Source organism: Agrobacterium sp. CCNWLW155, from assembly GCF_036888815.1.
Classification (GTDB): Bacteria; Pseudomonadota; Alphaproteobacteria; order Rhizobiales; family Rhizobiaceae; genus Agrobacterium; species Agrobacterium radiobacter.
Map to the genome: position 1 here is coordinate 1 of NZ_JBAKFW010000013.1, position 16,590 is coordinate 16,590.

Sequence of the window (16,590 nt, forward strand, 5' to 3'; positions counted from 1 at the left end):
CACATCCGATCTACGGTATCGTTCCGGTTTCGTTCGACCTTAGCGTACGATTTCGGACTGCTCTTGTTCCGACCCCAGTTTGGCAACGCTGTTGCGAACAGATGGTCCCCAGCGTGTGGCGATGCGACCGTCTTTCACCCAGGCCTGTGCCCTGCCTTGAACGAGCAGTAGGACCTGTGCTGCCACATCGCGATCGAGATTGGCGAGCGGCCTGGCCCCTTGCGGTGAAGCAATACCGGCGCCCCGATTGTTCATGTCCGACAACGCCATTTCAAGGAACTGGCGCTGCAGTTTCGAAAGAGATTCTGCTGTTTTTGCACGCAACTCGTCGCGTCGCTTGGTGTCGAGTTCCTCGCGGAAAGCAACCAGGGCCGGTCGACGTGGTCGCTGCCCGGATTGCATGCGAGCCCAATAGCCTCGAGGTGGCTTTGGGACCTGCAGCTTGGTGCAGAGTTTGCCGATCGCCACGTCCGAAAGGCCAAGTTCCTTAGCGATCTCGCTGGTCGGTTTCTCCCATACGAGAGCAAAGAGTTCTTCTCTGGACAGTTTCCGCCGTGGCATCTTCAGGCATCTTTTTCATGCGAGCGCCTTCACCAAGGCGACACCTGTGGTTTGGAGCGGGACATTTCGGATAGGCCGCCGCGATCTCATTGGCGGCCGAGCCTAGCCGTTGGGCTTCGGCCTTGCCTTCCCCTTCATGCGCACCGTGACAATCTTCGGGCTGTCGCCACTTCTCTCCACGTCGATGATGCCGGAAGCCTCGACGAGGTCGGTGAGGCGGGCAAAGCCGTAGTTGCGTGCATCGAAGTCTGGCGATTGTTTCGCCAAATGGGCGCCGACCCGCGCCAGATTGGCACGGCCGTCTTCATCGGCCGACGCGGTCACAGCGTTTTCGAGCATCTTCAATGCGGCAGCGTCAAGCTTCGGTTTTGCCGGCGCCTTGGCGGGGGATGCCTTGGCCTCCTTCGCTTTCGATACAGCGGCCGGTTGCGGATCGTGGCGCGGCGCCTCCGGCTCGACCGAGTTGGCGTTAAGCACGTCGAAATAGACGAACTTGTCGCAAGCAGTAATGAAGGGGCGCGGGGTTTTGCGTTCGCCGAAGCCGTAGACGGTCACGCCCTGTTCGCGGATACGCGACGCTAGCCTTGCGAAATCGCTATCGCTGGAAACGATGCAAAATGCAGAAAAGCGGCCGGTATAGAGCAGATCCATCGCGTCGATGATCATCGCGCCGTCCGTGGCATTCTTTCCCGTCGTGTAGGCAAATTGCTGGACCGGTTGAATGGAGTGCTCCAGCAGGCACTCCTTCCAGCCGTTGAGGTTGGGCTTGGTCCAGTCTCCATAGATGCGCTTGACACTGGCGGTGCCATAGGTGGCGATCTCGGCCAGGAGCCCACTGACAATTTTCGGGGAGGCGTTGTCACCGTCGATGAGGAGAGCCAATGTGTCGGATGTGCCGGTCATCTGTCGCGCCTTTGTTCCAGACAATCTTTGTGCCTTAATCCAGCACACTACTCCAGCCGACTTGAGAACCGTTTTAGAGATTTTTTAGTCGGCAGATTGCCGTTCTTTTCGCATCGAAAACGGGAGTATCTCAATGAGCTTGAACACCATTGGTTGCTCGGTGGGCCAACAGTTCGATTCCCATCAAGGCGAAGATGTTATTTTTCGGTGGCCAATTCGCTGAAATTCTTGATGCTGACTGAGGCGTCGGGGAACTTTGCTGTGATCTCCAGCGTCCCGCCAAGAGCTTCGATGTAGCGTCGCAGGTTGCTGACATAAATATCGGCACGCTGCTCCAGCTTTGCGACAGCCGGCTGCTTCACGTGGAGTGCGCGTGCTACATCCTGCTGGGTCTTTTCACGCGCTTGACGTAGCTCATGCAACGCCATTTCCTCGAGAATTGCCTTGGTTGCTTCATCATTGCGGGCGCGACGTTCAGGCGCCATACTCTTGCGCAGGTCGTTAAAGGAGCGATGTCCAGTCATATCAACCCTTCCTTCCCGATCTCGATCAGGTAATTGTCATATAGGCGATCAGCGACCGGAATCATGATTTCGTAAAAGCGGTCGTCGCCGGTTTTATTTCCACCGACCAGCAAAATAGCGGTGCGACGCGGATCGAAAGCGTAGAATACCCGGTAGGGTTCACCGCCGCTCTGAATCCGCAATTCCCGCATATGTTCGTGCCTGGAGCCTTCGATGCCGGATGAGTACGGGAAGGGGAGTTGTGGTCCTTTGGCTTAGAGAAGCCCGACCACCCTTACAATATCGTCCTGAATGGCTTCGACCAACGTCGCGTACCACTCACCAAACTCATCGGTATATTCAACGCTCCAACTCATCGATACTCCAAATGTATTCCATCTGTGGAATATTTCAAGCGATATTCCGTAGATGGAATAACTCGACCGCTGTCCACTGGCAAGTGGCGACGATACCAGGGTGCAAGCGGCTGCGATCTCAATTGATTCCAGCGAGTTTGTTATCTGTACCCGCTTGGGAACTAGATGGATTCTCGATGCGGCTTCCACAAGTCGGCCGACTACCAGGCAAAAAAATAGGGCCACCGGAAAACCGAGGCCCTTGAAGTGTGAAGGTTAAAACCTCCAGAGGGGAACAGCTGATGCGATGGCACTGGGAGGAGGGCCGTCGCGTGCATCAGCTATGGGCTTTATGCCTAGAATATATGCGATGCGCAAACAAAAATTGCGCAATGCACCTATGCGCAAACCGACGGGACAATCGAGCGCCCGGAAGTTCGCGGTTTCACGTCTCATGGAACCCGTCTCCACCAGTCGTGTCGACCCCAAACTGATGTCCGGAGTGGAAGGAACCAAGCAGCGAAAACGTCGGGGGCAGCGAGGACCGCATCACCACGATCATTGTCGGTCGGAGGCGGGGCCCATAGGAGGCGTCCCATTCCCGCTCTTGATGGATGGCTTCCTGGTCCGGCCCCGGATCTCCGTCGATCAACCCGCTGACGGGGTCCGTGAGCCAAGCTGCGGCCGCTGCGGCTGCGCCTTCGCGGTGATCGCGACCGGTTCCGGACACTGACGGGAGCCATCGAGCGGGAATGGCCCGCTCCAAAGATGGAGCCCTCAGATGAACACCGATCTTTCCCTTGCGCAGAACCACGCCTTCCAGCTTTCCCGCACCCTGATGGTTCCAGTTACGCTCTTTCGGCGCGGCGACGAGTTCGGCGTTCTGCCGAGCGACGAACTCGATGACGAAGGCGATCTGGAGATCGTGCATGAATATGTTCCGGGTGGGTCTCATTGAGACCCTTTCCTGTCTCAGGTGCCGCTTGCGAGCGGCAGGCCGCAAGGGAAGCTTCGCCACGGCTGGCCTTTTGGCATCAGCGCCGAGCTGCAGTTCTGCATGTTGCCAGCCGCGCCCTTGCCTCCTTTGCTCTTCGCGGACAGCCGAATGCCGTCCCGCAAACTGCGGGAACACGAGAATCAAGGAGAAAGGCGGACGCAAGAGCGCCGGCAAAAGAATGGAAAAAAGAAGACTGGAAGATCTGCGAGACCGCGTCCCATGCGCTGTCCTCCTGGAGCAGGCGGGATTCGCAGTCGATGTGAAGGAGAGCACCCGCCGGGCGCTCAAATATCGGCGCAACACGGAGATCGTCATCGTCATTCATGAGGGTAGGGGTTGGTTCGATCCCCTGTCCGATATGAAGGGCGACGTGTTCAGCCTTGCGGAGCATTTGGAGGGCATATCCTTTGTCGAAGCCCTGGACCAGGTTGCGGCATTGGTCGGGATCGTCGCAGACGAACCCCGCTGGACCCGACCCGTCCGAAACCGCGCTCCCGCTGACGTTGCTCCGGAGCGCTGGGCAAAGCGCCGCATACCGTGGCGAGGGTCGATGACCTGGCGGTATCTTCGGGACCAGCGCTGCCTGCCTGAGTCTGTCATCCGCGCCGCTGTCCAGGCCGACCTGCTTCGGGAAGGTCCGCACGGCAGCATGTGGGCAGCGCATCTTGATGATCGTGGGCTCGTCACCGGTTGGGAAGAACGCGGCCCCGACTGGCGCGGGTTTTCGAAGGGAGGTTCGAAGGTCCTCTTTCGGCTCGGAGCCGCTGACGCCCTGCGTCTCTGCGTCACCGAGGCCGCGATCGATGCCATGAGCCTTGCCGCGTTCGAGGGTTTGCGGGAGGGCAGTGTCTATCTCAGCACCGGCGGAGGGTGGTCACCGACGACGGATGCCGCGATGCGCAGGCTGGCCGCCCGTCCCGGCGCTCATCTGGTCGCTGCGACGGATGCAAACGGCCAGGGCGAGGCCTTTGCCGGCCGACTGCGCGACATCGCCGATGAAGCCGGCTGCGACTGGTTGCGCCTGACACCGCCAGCCGACGACTGGAATGATGCGCTACGCGCCCGAGAAGCGGAAAAGAAGCAAAGGGAAAATGTGGGGACACGGGGCCTGCCGCATGCCCGCCGGTCGCGTCAAGGGTGAAGCTTCGCCCGGCTCCGCCGGCCCTTGACCCGCCCGGACGGAGAGGCGGCCTGAGGGGAGGGGTCAGGAAGGGCTGAAGAGAAGATGGCGACCACGAGGATCCGCCGCGCTCCAGTCCGGACGAGGCTGAAGGAGCCTGATCATGACCCTTTCCACCATCCGCAAAGTCTTCGAAGGTGTCGCCGATCGTCGGCAGATGTTCCGCATGTTCGACCGTCATGCGCAGCGCCCGAACCGATGGCAGGGCGACGACAGCGCCCCCTACTGCGGCGAATGGTTCGAAATCCATGAACGCGAGCACAACTACATGTCCGAGATCCTGCCACCGCTCTGGATGCGCGGCGACATGTTCGCCATGCGCGAATTTCTGACGGGATCGATCACCAGCATCTTTTTCACCCTGTCAGTCGACGGGCACGTCCGCCACTTCCATGGCTATTGCGACCTGGCTGACAAAGGCTCGTCCGAGCGCCTGCGCAGCGCCATCGTCGAGCGCGAAACCCGCCCCGTCCGGGCGATGACGCGCGGCGAGCGTCTTGAACATATCTGGTCGAGCACGGCGGATGACTATCGCGGCTATGCCGGAGAGCGCTGGCCTTTGAGCGATCGCGGCAAGCGCACGGTCCTGCTCTATGGCGGCAAGGAGGGCACGTTTCTGAAGCGGCTCGATCAGCTCACGGATGCCGAGATTTCCGCCAAACTGCCGGTGCATCTTCGCTATCTGCCCGACGCGATCGCAGCATGAGTGGAGGAGGCAATGTTCACCTTTTCCCTGACGGATGTCCGCATCGTCATGATGCGCGGACGGATCGACGCCTATCTCAACGGCGGTTTCCGCAATCCCCACTATGGGCTTTATCCCGGCCGCGATGAACAGCCAGGTGTCTGGCTGGTTGGCGACGCGGGCGTGTACATCATGTCCAATGGCAAGCTTGCCGAGGGACAGCGTCCATGCGTCGTCTATGCCGAGGAGTGCGATCCGAAGACCAACCCGGACTACTGGCACTACAAGCGCCGGCATTTCGGGGGCGATGACGGCGTGGAGTTCCTAGAAGGCGGCATGCTCGTGAAGCTGATCGCGACAAGTCCCGGCTGCACGCATCTGCAGATCGCCATGGGCGACACATCCATGTCCATCACGCCGATCCGCCACTGATACCGGCCTCACGGCCAAGCTTCCGTCCATGTTGCGATCATCGCTCTTGCCGGTATTCCCGGCGAGACGATGGCGCACGCTTCCTTTCAAGGAGAACAGTCCATGTCCAACGATCCCTTTACCCTCGACATGTTCGGCAGCAGCGCGCTGTCATCCGGGCTTGGTCTCGGTGTTACCGCCTTTGGCAGCTTTGCGCTGGAGCCTGCCAACGATGACGATCCTGATCCCACCCCGCCGGCGCCCGCACCGGCCTTAACTGCTTCCCGAAAGCCTGCTGCGCGCAAACAGGGCGACCGCACGAACTTCTATCTCGATGATGGCGAGGATCGCGGTCTTGCTGCCAGCTGGAAGGAGAGGGCGCAGATGAATGTCGCCGCCATTCTGACCGCCAACGAGATCGAGCGAAACAGGGTTCCCGCCACGCGCGAGCATCAGCAACGGTTGATCCGCTTTAGCGGATTTGGTGCATCGGAACTGGCGAACGGCATGTTCCGCCGACCGGGCGAGGTCGAATTTCGGGCGGGCTGGGACGATCTGGGTTCGGCACTCGAAAGCGCGGTGTCCGAGACTGATTATTCAAGCCTCGCGCGCTGCACCCAGTATGCGCACTTCACGCCCGAGTTCATCATCCGGGCCATCTGGTCGGGACTGAAGCGCATGGGCTGGCGCGGCGGACGTGTGCTGGAGCCGGGGATCGGTACGGGCCTGTTTCCCGCGCTGATGCCGGAAGTCTTTCGGGATAAGAGCTATGTCACCGGTGTCGAACTCGATCCGGTCACCGCGCGGATCGTCAGGCTCCTTCAGCCGAAGGCGCGGATCATCGAAGGCGATTTTGCCCGAACGGATCTTTCGGCGATTTACGATCTGGCCATAGGCAATCCGCCCTTCTCGGACCGCACCGTGCGCTCGGACCGGCAATACCGTTCGCTTGGGCTGCGCCTGCACGACTACTTTATTGCCCGCTCGATCGACCTCCTCAAGCCCGGCGCTCTTGCCGCCTTCGTCACCAGTTCCGGCACGATGGACAAGGCCGATACGTCGGCGCGCGAACATATGGCAAAGTCGGCCGACCTCATCGCTGCCATCCGTCTGCCCGAAGGCAGCTTCCGCCGGGACGCCGGCACGGACGTTGTCGTCGATCTGCTGTTTTTCCGCAAACGCAAGGCCGGCGAACCGGAGGGCGACCAGAGCTGGATCGATGTCGATGAGGTCCGTGCTGCAACGGCAGACGAAGGCGATATCCGCATCAATCGCTGGTTTGCACGTCATCCTGACTTCGTGCTTGGCGACCACGCGCTGACCTCCGGCCCCTTCGGCGAAACATACACATGCCGTCCCCGTTCTGACGTCGATCTCGAAACCGCGCTGAACGCCGCCATCTCCCTCTTCCCGGAAGATCTATTTGACGGCGTACCGACAGAAATCGACATCGATCTGGAAGACGAGCTTGGAGAGATGGTCGATCTGCCCCCAGAAGGTTCGAAGGTCCGCGAGGGCAGCTTCTTCATCGACACCAGACACGGCCTAATGCAGATGATCGATGGCGCGCCAGTCGAAATCAAGGTTCGCAAGGGACGATCAGGCGAAGGCCGACCAGCCGAACGGATGTCGGAAAAGCATGTCCGGATCATCAAGAAATTGATCCCGGTCCGCGACGCGGTGCGCGCGGTTCTGAAAGCACAGGAACAGGACCGGCCATGGCGCGACAGCCAGGTACGTTTGCGCATCGCCTGGTCGACCTTCGTGCGCGACTTCGGGCCGATCAACCACACGACGGTGTCGATATCGGAAGATGCCGGGACCGGCGAGGTGAGGGAAACACACCGCCGCCCGAACCTGCAGCCTTTTCTCGATGACCCTGATTGCTGGCTGGTTGCCTCGATCGAGGATTACGATCTAGAAACCGACACGGCCCGTCCCGGCCCGATCTTTTCGGAGCGGGTGATCTCGCCGCCGGCCGCACCTGTCATCACCAGTGCGGCGGATGCGCTGGCCGTTGTCCTCAACGAGCGCGGCCGTGTCGATATCGATCATATCGCCGAACTGCTGCATCGTGACACGGACACCGTGATTACCGATCTCGGCGATGCCATCTTCCGCGATCCGATCGATGGCTCCTGGCAGACATCGGACGCCTATCTCTCCGGCCCGGTTCGCACCAGGCTCGCTGTGGCTGAGGCGGCCGCCGAACTCGATCCAGCGTTCCAGCGCAATGTCCGCGCGTTGCAGGAGGTACAGCCCGCCGATCTGCGTCCCTCGGATATCACCGCCCGCCTCGGTGCACCTTGGATCCCGGCTTCTGACGTCGTCGCCTTTGTTCGCGAGATGATGGGAACGGAGATCCGCATCCATCATCTGCCGGAACTGGGCTCCTGGACTGTCGAGGCACGGCAGCTCGGCTACAGTGGCGCGGGTACGTCCGAATGGGGCACCAGCCGCCGTCATGCCGGCGAACTGCTCTCCGACGCCCTGAACAGCCGCGTGCCGCAGATCTTCGACACAATCAGGGATGCCGATGGCGAGCGACGGGTGCTGAATGTCATTGATACCGAAGCTGCCCGCGACAAACTGCAGAAGATCAAGCAATCGTTCCAGGAGTGGGTCTGGACCGACCCGGATCGGGCCGACCGGCTGGCGCGCGATTACAACGACCGCTTCAACAATATCGCGCCACGAGCCTTCGACGGCTCTCATCTGCAACTTCCGGGCGCCTCAGGTGCCTTTACTTTGTACGGGCACCAGAAACGCGGGATCTGGCGGATTATCTCGGCGGGTTCGACCTATCTCGCCCATGCGGTCGGCGCCGGCAAGACCATGACGATGGCTGCGGCCATCATGGAGCAGAAGCGGCTTGGACTGATCGCCAAGGCGATGCTCGTCGTTCCCGGCCATTGCCTGGCGCAGGCGGCACGTGAGTTTCTCGCGCTCTATCCCGCCGCCAACATTCTCGTTGCCGACGAAACGAACTTCACCAAAGACAAACGCGCCCGTTTCCTCAGCCGCGCCGCCACCGCCACCTGGGATGCGATCATCATCACGCATTCGGCATTCAGGTTCATAGGCGTGCCCTCGGCCTTCGAGCAACAGATGATCCACGACGAGCTGCAGCTCTATGAGGATCTTGTGGCGAAGGTCGAAAGTGATGACCGGGTGTCGCGCAAGCGGCTTGAGCGGCTGAAGGAGGGATTGCAGGAACGGCTGGAAGCGCTTGCTACCCGCAAGGACGATCTCCTGACCATCTCGGAAATCGGGGTCGACCAGATCGTTATTGATGAGGCGCAGGAGTTCCGCAAGCTTTCCTTTGCCACCAACATGAGCACCTTGAAGGGCATCGATCCAAACGGGTCCCAGAAGGCGTGGGACCTTTATGTGAAGTCCCGCTATATCGAGACGAAGAATCCAGGTCGCGCGCTGGTTCTGGCCTCCGGCACGCCGATCACCAATACGCTCGGCGAGATGTTCTCGATCCAGCGGCTGCTGGGCCACGAGGCCCTGCGCGAGCGCGCTTTGCATGAGTTCGACGCCTGGGCCTCGAACTTCGGTGACGAGAAGACGGAGCTCGAACTTCAGCCGTCGGGCAAATACAAACCGGTCAGCCGCTTCTCGTCCTTCGTCAATGTGCCGGAACTGATCGCCATGTTTCGCGCCTTTGCCGATGTGGTGATGCCGGAGGATTTGAGGCAATACGTCAGGGTGCCTGAGATCGCGACGGGCAAGCGGCAGATACTCACCGCCGCGCCGACGCCGGCGTTCAAAACCTACCAGCGGATCCTTGAAACACGCATCAAGGCGATCGAGCAGCGCGAGGGGCCGGCGCAGCCCGGAGACGACATTCTGCTGTCGGTCATCACCGATGGCCGCCATGCGGCAATCGACCTTCGTCTGGTGATGCCCGCGATGGATGACGAGCCGGACAACAAGCTCAATATTCTCGTACGCAACGCCTACCGGATCTGGAAAGAGACGTCGCAGAACGAGTATGTTCGTCCCGATGGCAAGCCCTATGATCTGCCGGGTGCGGCACAGATGATCTTCTCGGATCTCGGCACGATCAATGTCGAGAAGAGCAGAGGGTTTTCCGCCTATCGATGGATCCGCGACGAGCTGATCCGCATGGGCGTTCCGGCTTCGGAAATCGCCTTTATGCAGGACTTCAAAAAGACGGAGGCCAAGCAGCGGCTATTTGGGGATGTTCGCGCCGGAAAGGTCCGTTTTCTGATCGGATCGTCGGAAACCATGGGCACCGGCGTCAATGCGCAGCTTCGCCTGAAAGCGCTCCACCATCTCGACGTGCCGTGGCTACCCTCGCAGATCGAGCAGCGGGAGGGGCGCATCGTCCGTCAGGGCAACCAGCACGACGAGGTCGAGATCTACGCCTATGCCACGCAAGGCTCGCTCGACGCCACCATGTGGCAGAACAACGAACGCAAGGCGCGGTTTATCGCGGCGGCGCTTTCAGGCGATACGTCGATCCGTCGGCTGGAGGACCTGAACGAAGGTCAGGCCAATCAGTTCGCCATGGCCAAGGCGATTGCCTCTGGTGATGAGCGCCTGATGCAGAAGGCGGGGCTGGAGGCTGACATTGCCCGGCTGGAACGGCTGCGTGCCGCCCATGACGACGATCTCTTCGCTGTGCGCCGGCAGATCCGCGACGCCGAGCGCGAGATCGAAACCGCCAGCCGGCGCCTTGGCGAGATCGCGTTGGATATCGAGCGGCTTGTGCCGACCGCAGGCGATGCCTTTGCGATCGACGTGACGGGCGAGACCTATACGGAGCGCAAAGATGCGGGGAGGGCGCTGATGAAGGAAATCCTCACCCTCGTCCAGCTGCAGAGCCAGGGGGAAACCGTCATCGCCACGATCGGTGGCTTCGATCTCGTCTACGATGGTGAGACATTCGGGCGCGGTGAGAATTACCAGTACCAGACGCTGCTTCAGCGCACCGGCGCCGACTACGAGATCGAGTTGCCAGTGACTGTCACGCCGCTTGGCGCTATCTCGCGGCTCGAGCACGCACTGGCAGGCTTCGACGAGGAGCGGGAGCGCTATCGCCAGCGGCTGGAGGAATATCGCCGCAGGTTGGCCTCGTACCAGTCACGGCAGGGAGGCACTTTTGCATTCACGGATGAACTGACAGAGAAGCGCCGGGCGTTGCGGGAGGTTGAGGAGGCGCTTGCGAAATCGGCCCGTGAAGATGCAGAGACGGGCGAGCTCGCCGGATAGCGGATCACTTCCGTGATGAAATGACGGCCCCCTGCGGCAAAAAACACTGCAATGAGACAAACCGGGACTACGACACGGTTTGTCGCCGGGATGGCTGTAGAAGCTTCCCAAATGCCACGTTTCCGCTAAAAAGCGTGTCATGATTAAATCCGAGCTTGTTGATCTCCTCGCCGCGAGAAACCCATACCTGCATCGTCGCGATGCGGAGAATGCCGTCGACGCCGTCCTCGATGAAATCACCGGTACTCTCGAAAGGGGAGAGCGCGTTGAGATCAGGGGTTTCGGCACCTTTGTCGTGCGGCATCGCCCTTCACGTTCGGGTCGAAATCCCCTCAACGGCAGGGCCGTATTCGTCGAGGAGAAATGGGTGCCGTTCTTTCGTGCCGGCAAGGAGATCAAGGATCGTCTGAACACGGCAGAAAAGCCGGGCGACAAGGAGTGAACTTTGATCGAATATTCGAAACACGTGTTCTGTGAAGCCCTTCCCGAGGACGTTCGTGAGACGGTCGAAATGATGGCGCTGGAATTTCTGCCCGAAACCTGGCCCGTCCGGTTTGTCGCGCTGCTGTCGATGCTGGAGGACATGGCAAGCAAGGTCGAAAAGGTGCACCGGCCCTATGTGGTCAACAACTGGGTGGCCATCGTCAGCGGTCTGCTCGAACACCTGCCACGTGATCTGGCGTCGCCGGAGTGCCTTGCCCTGATGCGTCACAGTGTGCTTGACCGTTTCCGACAAAGCGCCATTCGACAATCGCCGGACGTGGAGCGGCAGAACGAATTCCTGCTCCGCGAATACCCGCAATGGTCGATCGCCGAAGACCTGCTCCGCGATTATGAAATGTGGGCAGCGAAACAATCGCAGATAAAGCCCAACTAGCAGGGAGAAAGATATGCCGACAGGCAAGGTCAGGTGGTTCAATGCCACCAAACGGTTTGGCTTCATTGCGCCGGAAGATGGAGGTCCGGACATCTTTCTCCATCTGAGCAGCATCACCGACCCTGCGTGTCCCACGCTTCAGCCCGGATTGCGGCTTCATTACGTTATCGGGGAAAAGGGTGGCAAGGTCACGGCGAAAGACGTGCGCCCCGCGCCGGTTGAAAAGGCGGTGCACCATCCGCCCGTCACACCGCATCACGGCGAGGAGGCGTTCAGCGATGCGTTTGAGCGTGAGTGGGGCCTGCGGCGGGGATGACCCAGGTCTGAAGCGCACTCCGCCAGTCGCGAGTGATCTTCAAAAGTCCTGATTTGCAACGTTGCGCGAATGACTGGCATAAACGGGTTCAGTCGGGAATTGGGCATGGAGGTAGAGCGCGTGGGTGTCGAAATAGCAGTCAGAGACGCGACGCCAGATGATCGGGAAGCAATAATCTCGCTCCATGTTCGGGTCAGCCAACGGGCATATGCGGGCATGCTCCCGGCAGATTATCTGGCGGATATAATGCCTGATGAAAAAGCTCGCCTCTGGGAGAAGCGCCTTTCGGGGGGCGTAGACCCTGAGAGATTGCGTGTGACCCTGGCGCATTTTGACACGGAACTGGCGGGCTTTTCGTGCTTCCTGTTTGATCAGGAAACGCAGTTCGGAACATATCTCCATAATCTGTATGTCGATCATGCATATCAGGGAAAAGGCATCGCTCGCAGCCTGCTGGTGGCCGGTATTCAGCGGTTTTCACCGCAACAGAGAAACCGGCCCGTTCATCTGCTGACGCTGGCCGATAATCATACGGCGCGCCGGTTCTATGAGAAATTAAATGGCCGGATAATAGAGGAAAAACGGAGCGTGATGGCCAGCAACCCGGAGGTGCTTTTCGTCCGATACCAGTGGCGCAGTGCTCACGAGCTGGACGCCAGAAACTTCAATCCGGTGCGGTATTCCTGAAGTCCTGGCGATGCAAAAGTCAGCTCATAAAGTTCGAGCAAAGGCTTTACGACGGACCACGAAAGACAGGATCATGCGTTTATTCCAGTTTCGTTTGGCCCTGAGAAAGTCAGTCCACCGCGTCTATGGCTGCGCAGTTCGGAGGACCTGAAAATACTCTTTCAAACCCCTTCATCGCAAAAAGCGCTGAGGCCAGGACTGCCGTGAACAATGCGATTGCCAGCAGGTGTTTTCCTCGGGGAAATTTTGATGCAGGTCGCAGAACGTCCCTCCTCTACGCCAGGCAACCGAGCTGCTAGAAATCGTTTTTGGCTTCGCCATTGGCTTTGTCGAGCATCTGGTTCTGCATTTTTTGAGCGCCGAAAAGATCCATGGAGAGGTATCTGCTCCCTGCGCCGCACTTGGCTTCAATAGACACGGTTTCATCCAGCTTGCGCTCGCTAAAGCCGTTCTTCTTTTCTAGGGGCCGATCGATCCACTCACCAGCGTACTCAATACCTACCCCGTACTTTTGCTGAGCTGCGCTTTTGAATGCCGGGCAATCAGCCTGAGTGATGTTCGGACGGTAGAAAACTCTCGTAACCTTCTCACCGTCCGGCCACGCCGTAAACATGATGCTGATTTTGTCGGAGTCTCTGCGGTAGGTGATTTCCTTGACCGCGCCTTTTGCACTGCCGAAGTCAATTTTGTTGCGCCGGAGCGCGACCTGTTCATCGAATGTCGGTCCACGCAGCTCCTCATCTTTGGAGAAGCCTTTTTCCGTGAGAGCACGGGTAACAGCCTCTGGCCCATCTCCGACCCGAACTCCGAAGACATCAAATTTTATGACCTGAGCAGCAGCGGGGCCAGTCAGCGAAACCAGCACTGCACCACAAAGAAATCCTAGCTTCATCAGGCGATATCTCCTTAGTTTGTTAACCCAGTGTACCCAACCTCTACTAATCTGTGCAACCTTGCCGGCGTTTAGCACCTGTATTCTCCGCATAGGATCTGAATTGAAGCCGACCCGATCGGGATGCCGGGGGATGGCCTTGCCCGTTTCAAAGGAAAGTTGCTAGCGGGAATAACGGAAGAAGAAAGAAAAAAACCCTTCTCGCACACCGGCCGTCTCGCCGCCGCTGTCGCTCAACCGCTCCCTCCTCAACCCTGCCCCTCGTTCTCGCAAGGCTTCGCCCCGCTCGCCCTGACGGGCAGGGCCGCTCGGGCGCAGTTGCGTCGGTCCGTCCGATCCGCGGTCCGGAAGATGTCTTCGCAAATAAGTGAAGGCAGGAAGGGGCGCGATCCGCCCCGAAACCCGGAAGGAGCAAAACCCATGCAGATCCTCAAACTCGATCCCCGTGCACTGAAGAACAATCCCGACGACGCCCGTCGGTCGAAATCCTCGACCCAGGCCGACGCGCTGCTGCTGGCGACGGTCAAGGCCGTTGGCATTATCCAGCCGCCGATCGTCGCGCCAGAAACCGATGGCGGAAACGGTTACATCATTCAGGCAGGCCACCGCCGTGTCGCCCAGGCGATTGCTGCGGGCCTTGAGGAAATCGACATCATTATCGTCGATGCCGCAGACGACAATGGCGCCATGCGCTCGATGATCGAAAACGTGGCCCGCGAGCCCCTTAACCCCGTTGACCAGTGGCGGGGCATCGAACGGCTTGTCGCTCTCGGCTGGACCGAGGAAGCGATCGGCGTGGCGCTCACCCTGCCGGTCCGCCAGATCCGCAAACTCCGGCTTCTGGCCAACGTTCTGCCGGCCATGCTCGACCATATGGCGCTGGGCGACATGCCGAACGAACAGCAGCTCCGCACCATCGCGTCCGCCTCGCTGGACGAGCAGAAGCAGGTCTGGAAGGCCAACAAGCCGAAAAAGGCCGAGCGTGCCGACTGGTACGACATCTCGCGAGCGCTTTCGAAGACGCGGATGTTCGCCAGGGATGCGAGCTTCGGCGACGACCTCGCAGCCGCCTATGGCATCGAATGGGTCGAGGACCTGTTCGCGCCGGCCGATCAGGACAGCCGCTATACCACCAATGTCGAGGCTTTCCTCGGCGCCCAGCAGGAATGGATGACGAACAACCTTCCGAAGAAAGGCGCGATTGTCGAGGTCAACACCTGGGGTCAGCCGGAACTGCCGAAGAAGGCCGAGCGCATCTACGGCAAGCCGTCGAAGTCCGATCATGTCGCCATGTATCTCGACCGCGACGGCAAAGTGCAGTCCGTTGCCTTCCGCATGCCCGAAGACAAAAAGAAGGGCAAGAGTGGCGCTCCCGCCGGGAACGATGCGGCAGGATCAGTCGATGATTCGATCATCGACGCACCGAAGCTTCGCCCGGACGTCACCCTGAAGGGCCAGGACATGATCGGCGATTTCCGCACCGATGCCCTGCACGAGGCGCTCGGTCGCGCGCCGATCGAGGACGACATGCTGATGGCGCTGCTCGTCCTTGCCTTCGCGGGACAGAACGTCCGCGTCGATTCCGGAGCCAGCGACAGCGTTTACGGGCCGAAGCGCTTCCGGCGTCATGCCGCCCGGCTGCTCTCCGAAGATGGCAAGCTCGCCTTCGACATGGAGACGGTGCGTGTCGCTGCCCGCTCTATGCTGATCGACGTGCTGTCATGCCGGCGCGGCATGTCGAACAGCGGCTTGGTTTCGCGTATCGCCGGAGACGCCATCGGTGCCGACAGCTTCCTGCCAAACATGGGCTCGGAAGATTTTCTGTTGTGCCTGTCGCGGCAGGCGCTCGAGGCGGCTGCGAAGGAAGCGAACGTGCTACCCCGCCAGAAAGTACGGGAGACCCGTGCGGCTCTGGTCGAACACTTCAGCCAGGAACGCTTCATCCACGCTTCCGCGCTCTTTGCACCCGACCGGCAGGACGTCGTCGATCTGATCAAACACGGCGAGGCTGTGGACGATGAGGAAGAGGCCGAAACCGAGACGGCGGACGTCGAGGAGCAGCAGATGGAGGAAGAGGGTGCCGGTTCCTTCGAGGATGAGGACGATCTCCCCGGTACATTCGATGAAGAATCCGAAGCCGACGAGCCGGACGAGGAACAGGACGCTTACGGGATCGCGGCGGAATAGCCGATTCCATTTTTTCTCCGAATGAAGTCCCGCCGCCGATGGTCTCTATCGGCGGCGGTTTCGTTTCCAATACCCCTCAAAATTCAGGGAGAATTTGCATGTCCGCCCATCTCGCATTTCTGTCGCCGATCGGCTCTATCCTTAAATGGTCCGACGGCACACCTCGTCCGCCTGAACGGCATCGAAAAAAACTGTTCGTCTGGAAGGCCAGCAACAGCTCCGGCCGGCTGATCCGCAAGCAGGACGAGCGCGCTGCCGGCAACATCATTCTGCCAGCAAACATCACGCTGCATGAAGGTGACTATGGCGGCGGCGGTGTCATCACCATTCGCATCCACCGCACGTTCTCGCTGGAAACTGAATTGACGTTCAGCCTTGTCGAGCGTCCGGTTATCGGCAGTTGCCGTGTGTTCGACCGTGCCGGCGATCATGCCGAACTCGTGCATCTGGCGGCCAGTCGTGAGGCTGCCGACGATTGGTTGTCCGGACACGGTTACCCGTCCGCTGTCCTTGAGGAGGTGACGGCTGACGAGATTGCAGCCGAAGTCGTCGAAGGGAGGGTCGCAGCATGAAGGATCCCACTCCTGAAGCGATCGGTCCGTCCACCCCGCGGATCGTCAAAGTCGGGAAGACTAACAGCCAAAGATGGCGTCGATGGTGGAGGAAACGGTCAAGGCTCTTTCTGTCCTTTATTTGATCACTCGCCAGTAATGCGGTGTGGCATTCACCCAGCGGCGTCTGCCGAACGACCGCGAGAAAAGTCCAGTCAAAAACTTCTCTTTTGACTCAGG

At 59.9% G+C, this 16,590-nt stretch carries 16 protein-coding genes; 10 read left to right on the plus strand and 6 right to left on the minus strand.

Annotated features, from left to right (window positions below; translation table 11 throughout):
- Positions 1-39: 39 nt before the first annotated feature.
- The 5 genes from V6S97_RS24755 to V6S97_RS24775 form a co-directional block, all read right to left on the minus strand.
- Entirely contained in the window at positions 40-561 is a 522-nt protein-coding gene (locus V6S97_RS24755) for a hypothetical protein (protein ID WP_334427840.1), read from the minus strand.
- Positions 562-663: 102 nt separating this feature from the next.
- Positions 664-1,464, minus strand: a complete 801-nt coding sequence (locus V6S97_RS24760; RefSeq protein WP_334427841.1) for an NYN domain-containing protein — start codon at positions 1,462-1,464, stop codon at positions 664-666.
- Between the two features lie 197 nt (positions 1,465-1,661).
- Complete coding sequence (locus tag V6S97_RS24765; protein ID WP_013637255.1) at positions 1,662-1,988, minus strand: XRE family transcriptional regulator; 327 nt, start codon at positions 1,986-1,988, stop codon at positions 1,662-1,664.
- Positions 1,985-2,179, minus strand: a complete 195-nt coding sequence (locus tag V6S97_RS24770) for a type II toxin-antitoxin system RelE/ParE family toxin (RefSeq protein ID WP_334427843.1) — start codon at positions 2,177-2,179, stop codon at positions 1,985-1,987. Before V6S97_RS24770 ends, V6S97_RS24765 begins: the two co-directional genes overlap by 4 nt.
- A gap of 589 nt (positions 2,180-2,768) precedes the next feature.
- Positions 2,769-3,254, minus strand: coding sequence for a hypothetical protein (locus tag V6S97_RS24775; RefSeq protein WP_334427932.1), 486 nt, complete (start codon positions 3,252-3,254; stop codon positions 2,769-2,771).
- A gap of 244 nt (positions 3,255-3,498) precedes the next feature.
- Between V6S97_RS24775 and V6S97_RS24780 the strand changes: the two genes are divergently transcribed.
- The 8 genes from V6S97_RS24780 (at position 3,499) to V6S97_RS24815 (ending at position 12,720) form a co-directional block, all read left to right on the plus strand.
- Complete coding sequence (locus V6S97_RS24780) at positions 3,499-4,461, plus strand: DUF3991 and toprim domain-containing protein (RefSeq protein ID WP_334427845.1); 963 nt, start codon at positions 3,499-3,501, stop codon at positions 4,459-4,461.
- A 142-nt stretch (positions 4,462-4,603) separates the two neighbouring features.
- Positions 4,604-5,206, plus strand: a complete 603-nt coding sequence (locus V6S97_RS24785; RefSeq protein ID WP_334427846.1) for a DUF1419 domain-containing protein — start codon at positions 4,604-4,606, stop codon at positions 5,204-5,206.
- Between the two features lie 12 nt (positions 5,207-5,218).
- Complete coding sequence (locus V6S97_RS24790) at positions 5,219-5,617, plus strand: DUF3085 domain-containing protein (RefSeq protein WP_334427847.1); 399 nt, start codon at positions 5,219-5,221, stop codon at positions 5,615-5,617.
- Between the two features lie 102 nt (positions 5,618-5,719).
- A complete protein-coding gene (locus tag V6S97_RS24795) occupies positions 5,720-10,840 on the plus strand; it encodes a DEAD/DEAH box helicase family protein (RefSeq protein WP_334427848.1) in 5,121 nt (1,706 codons plus the stop codon).
- Between the two features lie 139 nt (positions 10,841-10,979).
- The gene (locus V6S97_RS24800; RefSeq protein ID WP_334427849.1) at positions 10,980-11,282 is read left to right on the plus strand and encodes an integration host factor subunit beta; all 303 of its coding nucleotides are present in this window, start codon (positions 10,980-10,982) and stop codon (positions 11,280-11,282) included.
- Between the two features lie 3 nt (positions 11,283-11,285).
- Positions 11,286-11,717, plus strand: a complete 432-nt coding sequence (locus tag V6S97_RS24805) for a hypothetical protein (protein WP_334427851.1) — start codon at positions 11,286-11,288, stop codon at positions 11,715-11,717.
- Between the two features lie 13 nt (positions 11,718-11,730).
- Positions 11,731-12,033 carry a cold-shock protein gene (locus tag V6S97_RS24810; protein ID WP_334427852.1) on the plus strand — a complete coding sequence of 101 codons (303 nt, stop codon included), beginning with the start codon at positions 11,731-11,733 and terminating at the stop codon, positions 12,031-12,033.
- Between the two features lie 105 nt (positions 12,034-12,138).
- Entirely contained in the window at positions 12,139-12,720 is a 582-nt protein-coding gene (locus V6S97_RS24815; RefSeq protein ID WP_334427853.1) for a GNAT family N-acetyltransferase, read from the plus strand.
- Between the two features lie 295 nt (positions 12,721-13,015).
- Here the strand turns inward: V6S97_RS24815 and V6S97_RS24820 are convergent, their stop codons facing one another.
- Positions 13,016-13,612 (minus strand): hypothetical protein, encoded by a 597-nt coding sequence (locus V6S97_RS24820; RefSeq protein ID WP_334427854.1) that lies wholly within the window; start codon positions 13,610-13,612, stop codon positions 13,016-13,018.
- Positions 13,613-14,032: 420 nt separating this feature from the next.
- Here V6S97_RS24820 and V6S97_RS24825 point away from each other — a divergent pair, with 420 nt between their 5' ends.
- Both V6S97_RS24825 and V6S97_RS24830 read left to right on the plus strand, forming a co-directional pair.
- Positions 14,033-15,799, plus strand: coding sequence for a ParB N-terminal domain-containing protein (locus V6S97_RS24825; protein WP_334427855.1), 1,767 nt, complete (start codon positions 14,033-14,035; stop codon positions 15,797-15,799).
- A 98-nt stretch (positions 15,800-15,897) separates the two neighbouring features.
- A complete protein-coding gene (locus V6S97_RS24830; protein ID WP_334427856.1) occupies positions 15,898-16,371 on the plus strand; it encodes a hypothetical protein in 474 nt (157 codons plus the stop codon).
- Positions 16,372-16,590: the final 219 nt, after the last annotated feature.